Below are 16,369 nucleotides of genomic sequence, written 5' to 3' on the forward strand. Positions count from 1 at the left end.
GTCGTCCTTTGCCGTAAAATTCAGGCGGCGAAGCCGCCATATCCGCGCGCCACCGGCTTGACCGAGACGACCGGCAGCTCCGAGGGCCAAAGCACGCCGGCCGTCACCGCGAAGGTGATCAGCGCATCGCGCGCGGCCTCGACCGAGATTTCCCCATTGCGCGCGGCCTCGCAGGCCTTCACCGCGGCGCCGTAGCTGAGGCGGCGGCGCGACGGCGGAAACTCGATCAGGAAGTCATGCATGTCGAACAGCGAGGCGATCATGCGCTTGTGGCCGGCGCCGACGCTCAGTGCGACCGGTGTGAAGAACGTCCTGTCGTACATTCGGACCTCGTCTATTGGCAGTGGAAGCGGCGGAGCTGCCGCCTCCGGTCTAGGGGAGGGACGCCCCACAACGCGGCTTGCGGCGACAGGTTCCGCGCGTGCCGATTTTTCCGTATTGGACTTGATCCGCCGGACAGGCGGCTATTTCCACATCCCGCGCATGCGGGCGCCGAGATCGACCTTGACGCCCGGCTTCTGGCGCGGGTCGTCCTTGAGCGCGGCGCTCGCCCAGGACGACTGCTCGAAGGCCGAAAGCATCGAGGCCGGGATGAAGCGGGTGCGCGAGGCATAGACATGGCGGTCGCCGCGCGCCGGCTGGTTGTGCGGATAAAAACGCTGCGGCACGACGAGATGCAGGCTGTCCTTGGCCCTGGTCATCGCCACGTAGAGCAGGCGTCGCTCCTCCTCGATATCCTCCTTGGTGCCGACGCCGAGATCGGCCGGGATGCAACCGTCGACGGTGTTGAGCACGAAGACGTTCTTCCACTCCTGGCCCTTGGCCGAATGGATGGTCGACAGGATGAGGTAATCCTCGTCGCGATGCGGCGGGCCGGCCTGATCGCTGGTGGCGTCGGGCGGATCGAGCGTCAGCTCGGTCAGGAAGCGCTCGCGCGACGGATAGGTCGACGCGATCTGTTCGAGCTGTATGAGGTCGGCCCGGCGCGTGATCGCGTCCTCATGGATGCGTTCCATATGCGGCTCGTACCAGAGCCTGATCCGCTCGAGGTCGGCCGGCCATTTGGCGCCGGCGCGCAGCCCGCTATAGATGTCGAGGAACACCGGCCAGGCTTCCGCGGTGCGTTGCGGCGGGCGGAAGCGAGCAAGGCCCAGCGTCTCGTCCAGCGACGTCGCCATCGCGTCCACGATCTGCGAGGCGGCGGATGGGCCGATCCCCGGCATGAGCTGCAGGACGCGAAAACCGGCGACGCGGTCGCGCGGGTTCTCGGCGAAGCGCAGCATCGCCAGCATGTCCTTCACATGCGCGGCGTCGAGGAATTTCAAGCCGCCGAACTTGACGAAGGGGATGTTGCGGCGCGTCAGCTCGACCTCCAGCGGTCCGCTGTGGCTTGAGGTGCGGAACAGCACCGCCTGCGCCTTCAGCGCCGTGCCGGCCTCGCGCTCAGCCAAGATCGCCTGGCAGACATAGTTGGCCTGCTCGGCCTCGTCGCGCACACTCACGAGCTGCGGCTTGTGTGATGACCGGCGCTCGGTCCACAGGTTCTTGGTGAAGCGCTCGCTGGCCTCGCCGATGACCTTGTTGGCGGCGGCCAGGATCGTCTCGGTCGAGCGGTAATTGCGCTCCAGCATGACGATCTCCGCGCCCTGCGCGAACTGCTTCGGGAAATCGAGGATGTTGCGCACTTCCGCCGCGCGGAAGGAATAGATCGACTGCGCGTCGTCGCCCACGACGGTCAAGCCGGCGCCGTCGGGCTTCAGCGCCAAAAGGATCGAGGCCTGCAGCCGATTGGTGTCCTGGTATTCGTCGACCAGCACGTGGTCGAAACGGCTGCCGAGGTGGGAGGCGATCTCCGGTTCCGACGCCATCTGCGCCCAGTAGAGCAGGAGGTCGTCGTAATCGAGCACGTTCTGCGCCTGCTTGGCCTCGACATAGGCTGCGAACAGCTCCTTCAGCTGGTCCGCCCATGCCGCGCACCATGGGAAGGCTGCGCCCAGCACTTCGCAGAGCGGCGCCTGCGCATTCACTGCCCGCGAATAGATCTGCAGGCATGTGCCTTTCGTGGGAAAGCGGCTTTCGGTCTTGGAAAAGCCCAGCTCGTGCCGGGCAAGGTTTATCAGGTCGGCGGAATCCTCGCGGTCATGGATGGTGAAGGCCGGATCGAGGCCGATCTGCTCTGCATAGTCGCGTAAGAGTCGCGCGCCGATACCGTGGAACGTGCCGGCCCAGGCGAGCGCGTCGGCGATGATTGCGGCGTCGCGCCCCAGAACCTCGCCGGCGATGCGCTCGACGCGCTTGGCCATCTCGGCAGCGGCACGGCGTGAGAAGGTCATCAGCAGGATGCGGCGCGGATCGGCGCCCTTGACGACGAGATGGGCGACGCGATGCGCCAGCGTGTTGGTCTTGCCGGAGCCTGCGCCGGCGATCACCAGCAGCGGCGTGGTCACCTTGCCGTCGCCATGCACCACCGCCAGCCGCTGCTCGTCGTTCAGCCGGGCAAGATAGGCGGGCGTTTCGAAGGACGAATCACGAGCGGCGATGTTCATCGCCCATCAAGCATCGTTTCCGCTTTGTTCGCAATACAGCTGATCTTGCCCTGGTGCTCGTGATCGGTGAAAGCCGGCGAGATAGCTGACCTCCCCACGGCTAAAACTACCGCCTCGGCTCCACTCCCATCGCCGCCGACTGGCGCCGCAAATTGCGTCTCTCGTCGCCCGGCATGTCCAGCGGCGCGATATCGCCGGGCACCTCGTCGATAATCCTCACGGCGACACGATAGGCGGTGTAGGCGAACAGACCTGTAAGCAGCAGGCGTATCATGATCGTCTCCTCGTACGGTTCGGTGGGTTCAACCGAACTCACGCCGGTTGGTTCCCCACCCCACGCAACCAAACTGTAGCCGCTTCGTTGCCTTTGAGATCTTGAGATCAAGGAGCGAACGAGAGGAGGTCGTTATGATGAAGCTTCCTGCGCTGCTGGCTCTTGCGGCAGGGCTCGCGGTCGCTGCCTGCGACAACAGCGTACCGCCCACCAAGGCGCCCGCCGATCAGAACCCGCAGGTCGACAAGAATCCGGTGCCGAAATCGACCTCCGGCGGCGACCAGCCGGGCACGCCGCAGCAGCAATAGCGACTTACAGGTCTGGCGGATTCTCGTGGGCTGAACGAAGAAGGCCGGCGCTGCTTGGGAGGAAGCTCGATAGCGCCGGCCAAGCGGGAAAGTCAGGCCCGCCGCACAATAGAAGATAGCTGAGTCTCCCCCTTGCGTCATGGTGCGATCGCGCTAGCCGGCTACGCAACTGCGGAAAATCACCGGAAAATCCTGAAATTCTGCAAAGCCCCGCTGCGGTGGGTGTCCGTCGGTTCAGCGTTGATGGAGGAGTAACCCCTCACGCCATGGCCGAGCGCCGCACCGGGGCGTTGGCGATCTCCAGGTCCAACTGGCGCTGCGTCAGCGCCGCCTCGGCCATGATCCACTGCTTGAACAGCTCCACCTTGCGGGCGCCGAGCGCCTTGATGGGGCTGACGAAATACCAGCCGGCCGTGTTGGGGTGGTGGACGGCGAAGGGCGCCACCAGCCGTTCGGCACGGATGTCGCTTGCCATGTAGGCACGGTTCGCGACGGCAAAGCCCATGCCCGCATTGGCCGCCTCGTAGGACATCATGCAGGAATCGAAATAGACGCTCCTGGTTTCGCCAAGCACGAAGCTCGCGCCGGCAAAGCCCAGCCAAGACTGCCAGTTCTGCGTGCACGTGTCGGAGTGAAGCAGCGTGAAATAGCGCAGATCCTCCGGCGTCACCTTCGACAGCGGTTTGTCGCCCAGCACGTCGTGAAACAATTTGCGGCTGCACACCGGCGTCAAATCCTCCCTGAACAGGAGTTCGGCGGTGAGGCCGGGGAAATTGCCATCGCCATAGCGGATCTCGAGATCGTATTCCGAGGTCGAGAATTCATGCGTGGCATAGGAAGTCGACACCCGCATCTCGATGTCCGGATACTGGCGCTGGAAGGAAGACATCCGCGGGAACAGCCAGCGTGCCGCGAAAGTCGGCAGCACGCAGATCCGAAGCACATGCGCCTGCGACTGGCCGGTGGCCTCCATGCTGGCCGCCACGATCCGCTCCAGCGCCTCGCGCACGCGCGCCACATAGGTCTCGCCCTCCGGCGTCAGCGACACTGCATTGCCGCCGCGCTCGAAGATCTTGAAGCGCAACTGGTCTTCCAGGCTCTTCACGCGCTGGCTGACGGCGGAAGCGGTGATGAATTGCTCTTCACCGGCGCGCGTGAAATTCCTGTGCCTCGCGGCGCTCTCCACGATTTTCAGCGAGTTGAGGTTGACCTGACTGAGCAGACGCACGGGCTTTCGACCTTAAGCTGCGCTTACGCTACCATCAGCATTCCTAAATTTACAGGGGTAGGCGTTTAAATGACTGCTAACCAAGTGTTGCCCCCACCTTGGAGAAAGTAGAATGAACGCCCATACAATTCCCGAACTGCGTTGCGCAATGAGCCGCGAGGCCATCATTGGTCATGAGACCTCCTGGAAAGTGTCGGGTTTCGGCGTCGCCCAGTATCGTCACGGTTACGACCCCGCTCTGCTTGCCGCCATCGAGGAAGCCGCCCTGAAGCTGAAGGCCAGCCATGCCGTGCACAAGCACCTCGACCTCACCTTCATCACCGGCGCCGACCGCTATATCCCGGAGATCAAGGAGCTCTTGCATGACAAGCTGCGTCTGGAAAGGCTGTCCGACATGATGGGCACCAAGCTCGAGCCGTATCCGCTGTCGATCGTCGGCTCGACCGTCACCTTCATGAATCCCAAAGACGGCGCGGTCGAATGGCATTGCGATGGCGTTCCGGTGACGGAGCTCATTCCGCTGTCGATCAGCGACCCGCTCATCGGCGGTCACCTTGAAATCTATTGCGACGATTCCGAGACCGGCCGCTCGATCCTGGAATCCGGCCGCGACCTGCCGCGCAACAAGATCATGCGCATCGACCACAAGATGAACTACGCCACGCTCGGCCAGTTCCTCGGCGTGCTCCATCGCACCGCGCCGATCCAGCTCGGCGAGCGCGTTACGCTGGTGCTCAACCAGCGCTCGGCGACCAAGCCCTATGTCGACGACAACCGCATGTTCTACCTTGCCGCCGACAACGACCATGACCGTGCCTGGGTGAACGAGCTGGCCGAGGATGTCTGGACGAACCAGTTGCCCGCCTACCGCCGCTATGCCGAGGAGCATCCCGTGCCGCAGCCGACGGCGGAAACGGTTGCCGGCGGGGCGAGGGAGTCGTGGTAATGAGCCACGAACCGGTCGAGCGTCAGCCGCCTTCAGTGTCGCTGCGCCTCGGCCCGGTCGTGCCGGAAAGCCAAGGCCGTTCCGGCGCCGCCCTCGGGGCGGCGCTTGCCTTCGCCCTCGGCGCCGTGGCGCTGTGGGCTACCAACGCCCTGGTCGGCAAGACGCTGCTTGCCGCCTATCCGGTATCGCAAGTGCAGTTCCTGCAATTTTGCGGCGCGGCGCTGGTCTTTGCGCTGATCCGGCTGACGAGCGCTTCTCCTTCCCCCCTTGCGGGGGGAGGTGGATCGGCGCGTAGCGCCGAGACCGATGAGGGGTGTTCCAGCGAAGTGAGACGTTGGCGTTCCCTGGAACACCCTTCATCCGACCTCGCTTCACGAGGCCACAGCCCGGAGGCGAGACCCGCGGCTCGCCCCGTCCTTCGGACCCCACAAGAGGAGAAGGGGAGATCCGCGCTTGCCGCCTACGCCGTTGGCTTCATCGGCCTGGTTGGCACGATGGTCCTGCAATATATCGGTTTCGCCTCGATGCCGGTTATCGAGGCCAACCTTGTCGCCTACACTTGGCCGCTGATGACCGCTGCGGCGGTTATCGTGCTTGGCCGTCCGCGTCGGCCGCTGTTGCTCGGGCTGGCGGCGGCGCTGGGCTTCGTCGGCGTTGTGCTGGTGATTTCCGGCGGCCGGGCGCAGAGCTGGTTCGAAGGCAGCCTCGTCGGCTATCTCGCCGCTTTCGGTTCGGCGCTCTGCATGGCCTTCTACTCTCTCGCCGTCGGCCGCCTTGCCGTGTCGCCCGAGCGGCTGCTTTTGCCCTCGGCGCTGATCGGCGTCGCGCTCACCTTTGCCTGGTGTTTGCATGACGGCGTCGTACGCCCAAGCGGCGCGCACCTTCTGCTCGGCCTCTATCTCGGCGCCGGCCCGATGGGGCTCGGCTACTATTGCTGGTCGCGCGCGGCAAAGCTCGACCACGGCGGCAGGATAGCGGTCGTCGCTTATCTCACGCCGATAGCTTCCACGTTTCTGCTGACGCTCTCGGGCGAAAGCCTGTCGATGACGGCGGTTGCCGGCGCCGTCCTCGTCATCGGCAGCTGCCTTGCGGTCGGCATCGAAGGTACGGAGACCAGGCACGATGTCCAAAATGACCGTTGACGAGGATGAACGCCGCGCCAGGCAGGAGGCGCACTGGCTGGTCAGGGAGTTTGGCGCGGAGGCGCCGCTCTATGCGGCCATGAAGGCCGAAAAGGCCATCGAGCAGAAGGATTTCGGCCGCTGCGCGCGCTGGAAGCGCGTGCTGGAGATCCTCGCGGACGAGCCGCCCGTCGAGCTCAGGCGCGGTGTCAGCGCCAGATAGCGATTTGCCATGGGGCCTCCGAATCGCGCATGGTCGACTATCCGGCCGGCGGATTATCGTTGCCGTGCTGGAACTTGGCCTGAACTTCGATTTTTCAGCAACTTCCATCGCAAATCGAAGTGCTATAGCGCATTTTACGCATCCAGGCGGACCGCCGGTGCTATAGAATGTTGGCTATAGCTATTAGAATTCCTAACTTGCGCGTTTCCAGTCCGCGTAGAAACATCACCCGGTATTGAGTGTCGTAGCTTTACTGACTCTGGACGGTCCGTTGGGGGACATTTGTCCAATTCGATACACCGACGAAAGTCTTAAAAAAGAGCTGGCGATTTGAGGGCCAGCAGAAGGTGAAAAAATTGTCCAACATCGACGACAAGACTGCAATCGAACTGACCGCCGACATTGTCTCGGCCTATGTCGGCAACAATCCGCTCCCCGCCTCCGGCCTGCCCGATCTGATCGCCAGCGTCAGCGCCGCGGTGCGCAAGCTCGCCGGCGGCAGCGTTGTCAAGGAAGCGGTGGCGCTGACGCCCGCCGTCAACCCGAAGCGCTCGGTTTTCCCCGACCACATCGTGTGCCTGGAGGATGGGAAGAAGTTCAAGTCGTTGAAGCGCCACCTCGCAACCGATCACGGCCTGACGCCGGACGAATACCGCGCGAAATGGGGCCTGCCCGCCGACTATCCGATGGTGGCGCCCAGCTATTCGGCGACACGCTCGGCGTTGGCCAAATCGTCCGGCCTCGGCCGCAAGCCGGCCGGCGACGCGGGCAAGGGCAAGCGCAAGGCCAAGGCCTGAGGCGTGCCCGCAACGGATGACGTCGCGCCATGGCCATGGCGCGACCATCCGGCTGCCCTCGGCGCTTTGCGCCGCGGGGTAGCCGTCCAGTCCTCGGTGGATGCGGCTGACGGCGTCAAGGCGCGGCGCATCCTGTTTTCGCTGGGAGAGCCCTCCGGCGAAATACTTGCCGCGCTCGACGCGCTAGACCGGTTCGAGCGCACCATCGTCGAATGCGACAACCCGTCGGCCATCGAGACGCGCAGGCTGAACTGCCTGGTCATTCTGGATCGCCTTGCAGCTAAAGGGTCAGTCGCGCGCGAGCTGTTAGATTAGAGCAATTCCAGGAAAAGTGTGAGCGGTTTTCCGTCCGGAATTGCGTCAAAACAAGGAGATAGGGCGTTTCGCCGTTTCCATGAAACGGTGAAACGCACTAGCGGCGGGCCTGAGGCGGCTTGACCGGCAGGGTGCGCTTGGAATCTGGCTCGCCGGCAAGGCTCTCCGCCTCGACAGCTGTCATTTCAAGAAGATAGACAAGCATCTGGTAGCGCGTGCGCGAGAGCATTTTTGCCAGCTTGCGCGTGATTTCCGCGATATATCTCAATGTTCTTGAGTCGCTGGGCGCTCCATCCATCGTGAGCTCCTGACAGGCCAGCTATTTGGGCCAAGTTACGTGAACCAAGTTATCGTTGGCGCCTACTCGCGACTCACGGCGCATCTACAGGTTTGCAGGTTTGCGATAAAACTGAAATCAATTTTGATAAGCATCGTGCTTGGTCAGGAAGATTTTGCCGTCCTTTTTTGGTGGCATCGCCACTTGCCACGTCAATATTGCACCAAAGCGCGACTTGCGGTTGTCTTGCCGCCCCGGGTTGATCTTCCGCCAGGAAATGTTGATCGCAACAGGTTGGCGACGGGCGGTCAGAGCCGTTCAGTCTTTATAGGCGGAGCAGAAGGCCGGCGGGTTGTCGTTGCCGATCATGGCGCAGCCGCGCTTGATCTCGTCGATCATCATGCTGCAGGCATTCTGCCCGTTGCAGGGCGGATTGGTTGCCGGCGACACCTGGACGCATTGCGAGACATACTGGTCCGACTTCGCCTTGCCGGCGGATTGCACGCATGGCCGCGTGTCATTTTGGCTTGCCTGGGCAGGGGCCGCAGGCGCGGCCTTGGCGGGCGCGGCCTTCGCAGGCGCGGCACTGCCGCCGCTTTGCCGCACGCAGGAGAGGTCGCCTTGCGGACACTGCAACTGGTGCTGCAACTGCGCCAGCCGCGCCTTGGTCAACTCCGTCTTGCAGGTCGCGACGAGGGTCGAATACACCGAGCCGCCGGCATAGGGCTGGGTGCGGAAGGCGCACTCCTTGTCGCGGAACGGGATCCAGGCGCGTTGCGCGTCGCGCAGGCGCTCGAGGTCGGCGGGAGCGAGCCGTCCTGCCAGCGCCTTGTAGACGGCGTTGAGCCCAGCGTCGGCCGAAGCGGCATTCCCGGCCGTGCAGGTAGCAAGGTCGGCCTGCGTCTTCGCTGCCGCGCAGTCGATGGCCGCACGGGCCGCAGGGGTGGTGAGAAGAATGGCTATCCCGGCGGAGACTGCGAAAATCGCGACCGCCAGCAAGGTCGATAGGAACGAGGTCTTGCCCGACATTCGATCTACCCTGTGTTTTGAATCGGCCCTGCCGCTCGCCAGCCTAGGTTGAGGCAATAGGCCAAACCTGTGACGTGGCAAGCAAAGTGTGACCTTGATCGGCGAAAGCGAGGAGCGAACAATTTCCCCTTTGTGAGGGAGATGCCCGGCGGGGTAGCGGACGCGCTGCGCCAGGGACTCAGTGATTCATAGGCGAAGCCTAAGATGCTTTTCCTGAATAGATTTGGATCAACAGGTGTTCCGGCTCCCGCGTCTCTGGCCGGCTCGCTATCTGTCCCGATTGGGGGGAAGTTAGTTGGACCTGCGGCACGCTCTCGGATTCAGTGGGGAGGGTAACATGAGCGGTTTCGTCCTCGAACAGAACCACCTGCGTCGCCAGCGCGGTTGTGGTGGCGACCTGGAAGAAGATGAAGGCTAGGGCGAGATAGCGGATCACGGGCCTCCAAACGCTTCGGCCGGCAACTGGTTCCAGCCTATCAGGCTTTTTTTGACGGATGGCCGCGGTTCTGCGCGCCGGCCTCATCGGGCCTGGCTCTTGCGAAGCGCCGATCTCCCGTGCAAAAGCCCGCTTATGCTTATCATCAACGACCTTACGCTGCGCATGGCGGGGCGGCTGCTTCTCGATCATGCCTCATTGACCCTGCCGGCCGGCACCAAGGCCGGCCTCGTCGGCCGCAACGGCACCGGCAAGACCACGCTGTTCAAGGCGATCACCGGCGATTTCCCGTCGGAGACCGGCTCGATCAGCCTGCCGAAGAACACCCGCATCGGCCAGGTGGCGCAGGAAGCGCCCGGCACCGAGGAGCCGCTGATCGAGATCGTGCTGAAAGCCGATGTCGAGCGCCAGGCTTTGCTCGAAGAGGAAAAGACCGCCACCGATCCGCACCGCATCGCCGAGATCCACACGCGGCTGGCCGATATCGACGCGCATTCGGCCGAATCCCGCGCCGCCACCATCCTCGCCGGCCTCGGCTTCGACGACGCCGCGCAGAAGCGTCCGGCTTCGGCCTTCTCCGGCGGCTGGCGCATGCGCGTGGCGCTGGCGGCCGTGCTCTTCTCCGAGCCCGATCTTCTGCTGCTCGACGAACCGACCAACTATCTCGACCTCGAAGGCACGCTCTGGCTGGAGAACTATGTCTCGAAGTATCCGCACACGGTGTTGCTGATCTCGCACGATCGCGACCTGCTCAACCGCGCCGTCAACTCGATCGTCCATCTCGACCAGAAGAAGCTGACTTTCTGGCGCGGCGGCTACGACCAATTCGAGCGTCAGCTGACCGAGCAGCGGGAACTGCAGGAAAAGAGCCGCGTCAAGCAGGAAGCGGCACGCAAGCACATGGAGTCCTTCGTCGAGCGTTTTCGCGCCAAGGCTTCCAAGGCCAGGCAAGCGCAGTCGCGCATCAAGGCGCTGGAGAAGCTGAAGCCGATCGCTGCGATCGTGAACGACACGGTGCGCCCGTTTTCTTTCCCGGAGCCGGTGAAGACGGTGGCCTCGCCGATCGTGGCGCTGAACGGCGTCAATGTCGGCTATACCGAGGGCAGCCCTATTCTGAAGAAGATGACGCTGCGCATCGATGCAGACGACCGCATCGCGCTGCTCGGCGCCAACGGCAACGGCAAGTCGACCTTCGCCAAGCTGCTCGCCGGCCGGCTCAAGGCCGAGACCGGTTCGATGACGGTCGCGCCGGGCCTGAAGGTGGCGATCTTCGCCCAGCACCAACTCGACGATCTGCGCCCCGAGGAAAACCCCTACGAGCATGTGCGCCGGCTGATGCCGGACGCGCCGGAATCCAAGGTGCGCGGCCGCGTCGCCCAGTTCGGCCTGTCGACCGAAAAGATGAACACGGCGGCGAAAGATCTGTCCGGCGGCGAGAAGGCGCGGCTTTTGATGGGCCTGTCGGCCTTTGAGGGGCCGAACCTTTTCATCCTCGACGAGCCGACCAACCATCTCGACATCGACAGCCGTGAATCGCTGATCCATGCGCTGAACGATTTCCCAGGCGCGGTGATCCTGATCTCGCACGATCGGCATCTGCTCGAAGCCACTGCTGACCGCCTCTGGCTCGTCAAGGACGGCGCGGTCAATCCTTATGACGGCGACCTGGAGGACTATAAGACGCTGGTCACGGGCGTCTCGTCCAACCGCCGCGAGCAGAAGGAGGCGGACAAGGCGTCCAAGGCCGACCGCCGCCGAGAGGCGGCCCAACGCCGCGCAGCACTTGAGCCTTTGGCCAAGGAAATCCGCGCCACCGAGGCGCTGATGGACCGCATCCGCAAGCGCATCGACCTGATCGAGGACGAGCTCGCCAATCCGGCCGTCTACGAGAAGGATCCCTCGACCGCGACGCGGCTGGCCAAGGAGCGCTCGCAACTGGCGCAGACGCTCGCGCAAAACGAGGACAAGTGGCTGACCATGTCGGCCGAGTATGAAGAGGGGATCGCGGAGTAGGGGGGGTCCCCTTCTCCCCTTGTGGGAGAAGGTGGATCGGCGCGCAGCGCCGAGACGGATGAGGGGTGTTGGACGGAGTGAGGCGCTGGTAAATTGTGTAAAGGGGCGCAGGAAACTTCGATGTCCAGGGAATTGTGGATCAAAGCAGGTAGCCTTCTGGCAACCGACCCGAAGGCAAGTATCAAATGTCCGGAATGCGATGAGGCGGACCTTGAAGTCTGCGACACCAAAGCAGGCGATGATCATGTCGAGCGACACATGCGCTGCCCGAAATGCGGCGCGTATAACGCGCTCTATAAAAGCATCGCCGAGTAGCCGATCTTAGGAGTGCTGCAGGCTTGGCAGTTGCCTCGCAAGGAACCGTCTCACTCCGTCACCCACCCCTCATCCGTCTCGGCGCTATCGCGCCGATCCACCTTCTCCCACAAGGGGAGAAGGGAAGGCTCCATCTGGCCCTACACCTCTCCGCCAAAACCCGCTAAACACCCCGCATGAACCAGCACGCCAAGCTCCGGATCGGCCATTCGGCCTGTCCGCATGATTGCCCCTCCACCTGCGCCCTCGAAGTCGAGCTGCTCGACGACAACCGCATCGGCCGCGTCCATGGCGCCAAGTCGAACAGCTACACGTCGGGCGTCGTCTGCGCCAAGGTCGCGCGCTATGCCGACCGCGTCCACCACCCCGACCGGCTGCTGAGGCCGCTGGTGCGGGCGGGCGGCAAGGGGGAGGGCGTCTGGAAGGAAGCGAGCTGGGAAGCCGCGCTCGACCTCGTGGCGGAAAAATTCATAGCCGCCGAGGCGAAATACGGCTCGGAGACGGTCTGGCCCTATTTCTATGCCGGCACGATGGGGCTGGTGCAGCGCGACGGCATCGAGCGGCTGCGCCACGCGAAAAAATACTCGGGCTTCTTCGGCTCGATCTGCACCAATCTGGCCTGGACCGGCTGGATGATGGGGGCGGGCGCCTTGCGCGGGCCCGACCCGCGCGAGATGGCCAAGGCCGACTGCGTGGTGATCTGGGGCACCAATGCCGTGGTCACGCAGGTCAATGTCATGACCCATGCGATGCGGGCACGCAAGGAACGCGGCTCCAAGATCGTCGTCATCGACATCTACGACAATGCAACGATGAAGCAGGCCGATCTCGGCCTGGTCTTGAAGCCCGGCACCGACGGCGCGCTCGCCTGCGCCGTCATGCATGTGCTGTTCCGCGATGGGCTCGCCGATCGTGCCTATCTCGAAAAATACACTGACGACCCGCGCGGGCTGGAAGAGCATCTGCGCACCCGCACGCCCGAATGGGCGGCCGCCATCACGGGCTTAAGCATCGCCGAGATCGAGGCATTCGCGCAGATCGTCGGCACGACGAAGAAAACCTACTTCCGTCTTGGCTATGGCTTCGCGCGGCAGCGCAACGGCTCGGTCAACATGCACGCCGCCTCCTGCATCGCCGCCGTCACCGGCGCATGGCAGTATGAGGGCGGCGGCGCCTTCCATTCCAATTCCGGCATCTTCAAGCTGAACCAGGATGTGCTCGAAGGCACCGCGATGCGCGACCCGAAGGTGCGCTATCTCGACCATTCGCGCATCGGCCCGGTGCTGACCGGTGCGGCGGACGCGCTCTATGGCGGCCCGCCAGTGACGGCGATGCTCATCCAGAACACCAATCCGGCGAATGTCGCCCCGGAGCAGCGGCTGGTGAAACAGGGTTTTATGCGCGAGGACCTGTTCACTTGCGTGCACGAGCAGTTCATGACCGATACGGCCAAGCTCGCCGATGTCGTGCTGCCGGCGACGATGTTTTTAGAGCATGACGACATCTACAAGGGCGGCGGCAACCAGCACATCACGCTCGGCCCCAAGCTGATCGAGCCGCCGGAAGGGCCGCGTACCAACCACTACGTCAATGAGGAACTGGGCAAGCGGCTGGGCGTCGGCGACCGTCCGGGCTTCGGCCTGACCGAGCGCGAGCATATCGACATCATCCTCGGCAAGCGCGGGATCGGCAGCTTCGACAGCCTGAAGGAACAGAAGTGGGTCGACCTGCAGCCCGATTTCGACGACGCGCATTTTATCAACGGCTTCGGCCATGCCGACAGGAAATTCCACTTCCGGCCCAACTGGACCGGGCAGTCGGCGCCCAACCGGCCGCCGAAAAGCATGGGCCTGTTCGGCCCGGTCGGGCGACTGCCGGAATTCCCCGACCATGTCGAGCTGATCGAGGTGGCGGACGAGGAGCATCCGTTCCGGCTGGCGACCTCGCCGGCGCGCAACTTCCTCAATTCCAGCTTTGCCGAGACGCCGGTATCCAAGGCCAAGGAAGGCAGGCCGGAGCTGCTCATCCACCGCGAAGATGCCGAAGCGCTCGGCATCGAGGATGGCAGTCGCGTCGAAGTCGGCAACCGGCGCGGCGACCTTGTGCTGCACGCCAGGTTCTTCGACGGTGTGAAGCGCGGCGTGGTGATCGCCGAAGGCATCTGGCCGAACAGCGCGCATGAGCGCGGCGAGGGCATCAACGTGCTGACCGGCGCCGATGCGCCGGCACCCTATGGCGGCGCCGCCGTCCACGACAACAAGGTGTGGCTCAGGGCGCTTTGACGCGTTCTTGAAGCAATTCCAGGAGGGTGATGGCGAGGTTTCAAGCAACCTGCCCATTAATGCATGTCGCCCAGAAGTGTGCAGCGGTTCTGGGACAACGACATGCATCAAAACAAAAGCTTAAAGCGCGTCGCCTGAATCCGTTTCAGCGCCACACGCTTTAGTCCGTTTTTTCGATTTGCCTTGTTTTTCGGCGTATACGGCCTAATGCGTCCAGAACCCTCAAGCGCTTCAACGGGATCCCATCATACTCTGTAAGAGAACGGCGACCGCCGCGATCTACGACGGTCAGCACTGCCCCGGGCCTGCCTCTGTTGACATAAAAAGCAGCTAAGAAGCTCCGGAAGTCAGTCGCCTCTGCGCCGTTTTTCTTGCAGAATTCGGGAAAGGCTTGCCCGAGATCTGGCCCAAGCGCCTCTCGTCGCGCCCGCCAGCTCCGGCGTCTATAGAGGCTCCTTGTCTCGGCAACGAGGGAGGATGTCGTGGCCAAGGTCTCGCTTCTGGGTATTCCGCATGACGAGAACTCGTCCTATCTGCGCGGCCCGACCGAGGCGCCGCCGCTGATCCGGCGCGAGCTTCACAGCGACGCCTACAGTTCCTGGACCGAAACCGGCTTCGACCTGACAGGCCGCTTCATCGATCACGGCGACATCGATTTCAGCCAACCCGGCGACCCGTGGCAGCGGATCGAAACCGAGGTCGGCCGTGCGCTCGACGCCGGTCACCCGCTGATCTCGCTCGGCGGCGACCATGCGATCTCCTGGCCGGTGCTGCGCGCGGTGCGCCGTCGCCATACCAGCCTCACCATCGTCCACATCGACGCGCATCCGGATATCTATCATTCCTATGACGACAACCCGCGCTCGCACACCTCGCCCTTTGCCCGCATCATGGAGGAGAAGCTGGCCGACCGGCTGATCCAGATCGGCCTTCGCACCGTCAATGATCACCATCGCGACCAGTTCAAGCGCTTCGGCGTCGAGGTGGTGGAGATGCGGCATTTCAGGGAAGGCCTACAGCTCGACCTCAAGACGCCCGTCTATATCTCGATGGACATCGACGCTCTCGATCCGGCCTTCGCTCCCGGCGTCTCTCACCGTGAGCCGGGCGGCTTCACCACCCGTCAGGCCATCGGCCTGATCCAGGCAATAGACCAACGAATAGTCGCGGCCGACGTCGTCGAATACAATCCGCGCCAAGACCTCTCCAACGTGACGGCGCTGGTCGCCGCCAAGCTGGTCAAGGAAATCGCCGGCATGATGCTGAAGAGCAACGGCGCCGCCTGAAGCAACGCCTGAATCAATTTGCCAAAGCGGCGTGCTAGAGGATTGTTCCGAATAAGCTTTCGAAAAGGATTGTCATGCCGCAGCCGCTCAGGATAGCCATCGCCGGCGCGCTCGGCCGCATGGGCCGGCAGATGGCGGAGACCATCGCGGCCGATCCGCGGCTGCAACTCGCCGGCCGCTTCCATCGACCAGGCAGCACGGGCGAGGGACTGGTGCGGCGCGACGAAGCGCTGGCGCTTGCCGATGTGGTCGTCGATTTCACCACGCCCGCGGCGTCCGCCGAACTGGCAACGGCCTGTGCGTTGCGCGGCGGCCCAGCGCTGGTGATCGGCTCCACGGGTTTCGATGGCGCTGAACTGGAAGCGATTGCCGAAGCCGCGAAGACAATCGCCGTCGTGCGCTCCGGAAGCTATTCGCTGGGGCTCAACATGCTGACCGGGCTGGTCGAGCAGGCGGCGAGGGCGCTTGGGTCCTACGATTGCGACATCGAAATCCTCGAAGCGCATCACCGCATGAAGGTCGACGCGCCGTCGGGCACGGCGCTGATGCTGGGCGAGGCGGCAGCGCACGGGCGCGGCGTCGAGCTGGACGATGTGGCGAAGCGCGCCCGCGATGGCCTCGTCGGGCCACGCTCAACCGGCGAGATCGGCTTCGCCGTGCTGCGCGGCGGCAGCATCGTCGGCGAGCACAGCGTCAGCTTCCTCACCGAAGGCGAGACGCTCACGCTCTCGCATGCTGCTGCCGATCGCTCGATGTTCGCGCGCGGCGCCGTTGCGGCCGCGCTCTGGATCGCCGGCCGGCCGCCCGGCGAATACGACATGCGCGACGTGCTGGGGCTCATCGGCTCGTGACCGGCAATTTCGCCAGATTCCATTTCAACGGTCGCTAAAATGGCTGAAAGCCAGCTGAAAGCTTGGCCATGCCATGACAGTTTTGTGGCGCTCGCCACGTGATCGGCCTGGGAGGGCCGGCA

At 63.8% G+C, this 16,369-nt stretch carries 18 protein-coding genes; 11 read left to right on the forward strand and 7 right to left on the reverse strand.

Translation table 11 applies throughout. The features are described 5' to 3' along the window. Window positions 1-20: 20 nt before the first annotated feature. From RFM52_RS08150 to RFM52_RS08160, 3 genes are all read right to left on the reverse strand, one after another. Complete coding sequence (locus RFM52_RS08150) at window positions 21-323, reverse strand: DUF982 domain-containing protein (RefSeq protein ID WP_320296284.1); 303 nt, start codon at window positions 321-323, stop codon at window positions 21-23. Between the two features lie 141 nt (window positions 324-464). Beyond that, complete coding sequence (locus RFM52_RS08155; protein ID WP_320296283.1) at window positions 465-2,546, reverse strand: ATP-dependent helicase; 2,082 nt, start codon at window positions 2,544-2,546, stop codon at window positions 465-467. Between the two features lie 106 nt (window positions 2,547-2,652). Beyond that, entirely contained in the window at window positions 2,653-2,820 is a 168-nt protein-coding gene (locus tag RFM52_RS08160; RefSeq protein ID WP_320296282.1) for a hypothetical protein, read from the reverse strand. A 134-nt stretch (window positions 2,821-2,954) separates the two neighbouring features. On the opposite strand from RFM52_RS08160, the gene RFM52_RS08165 reads away from it, so the two are divergent. Then, entirely contained in the window at window positions 2,955-3,128 is a 174-nt protein-coding gene (locus tag RFM52_RS08165) for a hypothetical protein (protein ID WP_320296281.1), read from the forward strand. Window positions 3,129-3,387: 259 nt separating this feature from the next. Here RFM52_RS08165 and RFM52_RS08170 read toward each other — a convergent pair whose 3' ends face one another. Next, window positions 3,388-4,356 (reverse strand): LysR substrate-binding domain-containing protein, encoded by a 969-nt coding sequence (locus RFM52_RS08170; RefSeq protein ID WP_320296280.1) that lies wholly within the window; start codon window positions 4,354-4,356, stop codon window positions 3,388-3,390. A gap of 112 nt (window positions 4,357-4,468) precedes the next feature. Between RFM52_RS08170 and RFM52_RS08175 the strand changes: the two genes are divergently transcribed. The 5 genes from RFM52_RS08175 to RFM52_RS08195 all read left to right on the forward strand — a co-directional run bounded on the left by RFM52_RS08175 (window position 4,469) and on the right by RFM52_RS08195 (window position 7,758). Next, the gene (locus tag RFM52_RS08175; protein ID WP_320296279.1) at window positions 4,469-5,302 is read left to right on the forward strand and encodes a hypothetical protein; all 834 of its coding nucleotides are present in this window, start codon (window positions 4,469-4,471) and stop codon (window positions 5,300-5,302) included. Further along, the gene (locus tag RFM52_RS08180) at window positions 5,302-6,444 is read left to right on the forward strand and encodes a DMT family transporter (protein WP_320296278.1); all 1,143 of its coding nucleotides are present in this window, start codon (window positions 5,302-5,304) and stop codon (window positions 6,442-6,444) included. The genes RFM52_RS08175 and RFM52_RS08180 overlap by 1 nt, the downstream gene beginning before the upstream one ends. After that, window positions 6,434-6,646, forward strand: a complete 213-nt coding sequence (locus tag RFM52_RS08185; protein ID WP_320296277.1) for a hypothetical protein — start codon at window positions 6,434-6,436, stop codon at window positions 6,644-6,646. Before RFM52_RS08180 ends, RFM52_RS08185 begins: the two co-directional genes overlap by 11 nt. A gap of 356 nt (window positions 6,647-7,002) precedes the next feature. Next, complete coding sequence (locus RFM52_RS08190; protein ID WP_320296276.1) at window positions 7,003-7,443, forward strand: Ros/MucR family transcriptional regulator; 441 nt, start codon at window positions 7,003-7,005, stop codon at window positions 7,441-7,443. Window positions 7,444-7,446: 3 nt separating this feature from the next. Then, window positions 7,447-7,758, forward strand: a complete 312-nt coding sequence (locus RFM52_RS08195; protein ID WP_320296275.1) for a hypothetical protein — start codon at window positions 7,447-7,449, stop codon at window positions 7,756-7,758. Between the two features lie 97 nt (window positions 7,759-7,855). On the opposite strand, the gene RFM52_RS08200 is transcribed toward RFM52_RS08195, so the two are convergent. The 3 genes from RFM52_RS08200 to RFM52_RS08210 all read right to left on the reverse strand — a co-directional run bounded on the left by RFM52_RS08200 (window position 7,856) and on the right by RFM52_RS08210 (window position 9,500). Next, entirely contained in the window at window positions 7,856-8,056 is a 201-nt protein-coding gene (locus RFM52_RS08200; protein WP_320296274.1) for a hypothetical protein, read from the reverse strand. 297 nt (window positions 8,057-8,353) lie between these two features. Continuing rightward, complete coding sequence (locus RFM52_RS08205) at window positions 8,354-9,064, reverse strand: lysozyme inhibitor LprI family protein (RefSeq protein ID WP_320296273.1); 711 nt, start codon at window positions 9,062-9,064, stop codon at window positions 8,354-8,356. Between the two features lie 199 nt (window positions 9,065-9,263). Then, a complete protein-coding gene (locus tag RFM52_RS08210; RefSeq protein ID WP_320296272.1) occupies window positions 9,264-9,500 on the reverse strand; it encodes a hypothetical protein in 237 nt (78 codons plus the stop codon). Window positions 9,501-9,635: 135 nt separating this feature from the next. Between RFM52_RS08210 and RFM52_RS08215 the strand changes: the two genes are divergently transcribed. The 5 genes from RFM52_RS08215 to dapB all read left to right on the forward strand — a co-directional run bounded on the left by RFM52_RS08215 (window position 9,636) and on the right by dapB (window position 16,247). Continuing rightward, window positions 9,636-11,513: an ABC-F family ATP-binding cassette domain-containing protein gene (locus tag RFM52_RS08215; RefSeq protein ID WP_320296271.1), complete on the forward strand. Its 1,878-nt coding sequence runs from the start codon at window positions 9,636-9,638 to the stop codon at window positions 11,511-11,513. Window positions 11,514-11,633: 120 nt separating this feature from the next. Next, the gene (locus tag RFM52_RS08220) at window positions 11,634-11,828 is read left to right on the forward strand and encodes a zinc ribbon domain-containing protein (protein ID WP_320296270.1); all 195 of its coding nucleotides are present in this window, start codon (window positions 11,634-11,636) and stop codon (window positions 11,826-11,828) included. A gap of 176 nt (window positions 11,829-12,004) precedes the next feature. Continuing rightward, on the forward strand, window positions 12,005-14,110 hold the full coding sequence (locus RFM52_RS08225; RefSeq protein ID WP_320296269.1) for a molybdopterin oxidoreductase family protein: 2,106 nt from the start codon (window positions 12,005-12,007) through the stop codon (window positions 14,108-14,110). A gap of 482 nt (window positions 14,111-14,592) precedes the next feature. Continuing rightward, window positions 14,593-15,396 (forward strand): agmatinase, encoded by an 804-nt coding sequence (gene speB, locus RFM52_RS08230; RefSeq protein ID WP_320296268.1) that lies wholly within the window; start codon window positions 14,593-14,595, stop codon window positions 15,394-15,396. A gap of 74 nt (window positions 15,397-15,470) precedes the next feature. Further along, window positions 15,471-16,247, forward strand: coding sequence for a 4-hydroxy-tetrahydrodipicolinate reductase (dapB, locus tag RFM52_RS08235; RefSeq protein WP_320296267.1), 777 nt, complete (start codon window positions 15,471-15,473; stop codon window positions 16,245-16,247). Window positions 16,248-16,369 lie beyond the last annotated feature (122 nt).

Origin of the sequence: Mesorhizobium humile, from assembly GCF_033977215.1 — a bacterium.
Taxonomy (GTDB): Bacteria; Pseudomonadota; Alphaproteobacteria; order Rhizobiales; family Rhizobiaceae; genus Mesorhizobium; species Mesorhizobium humile.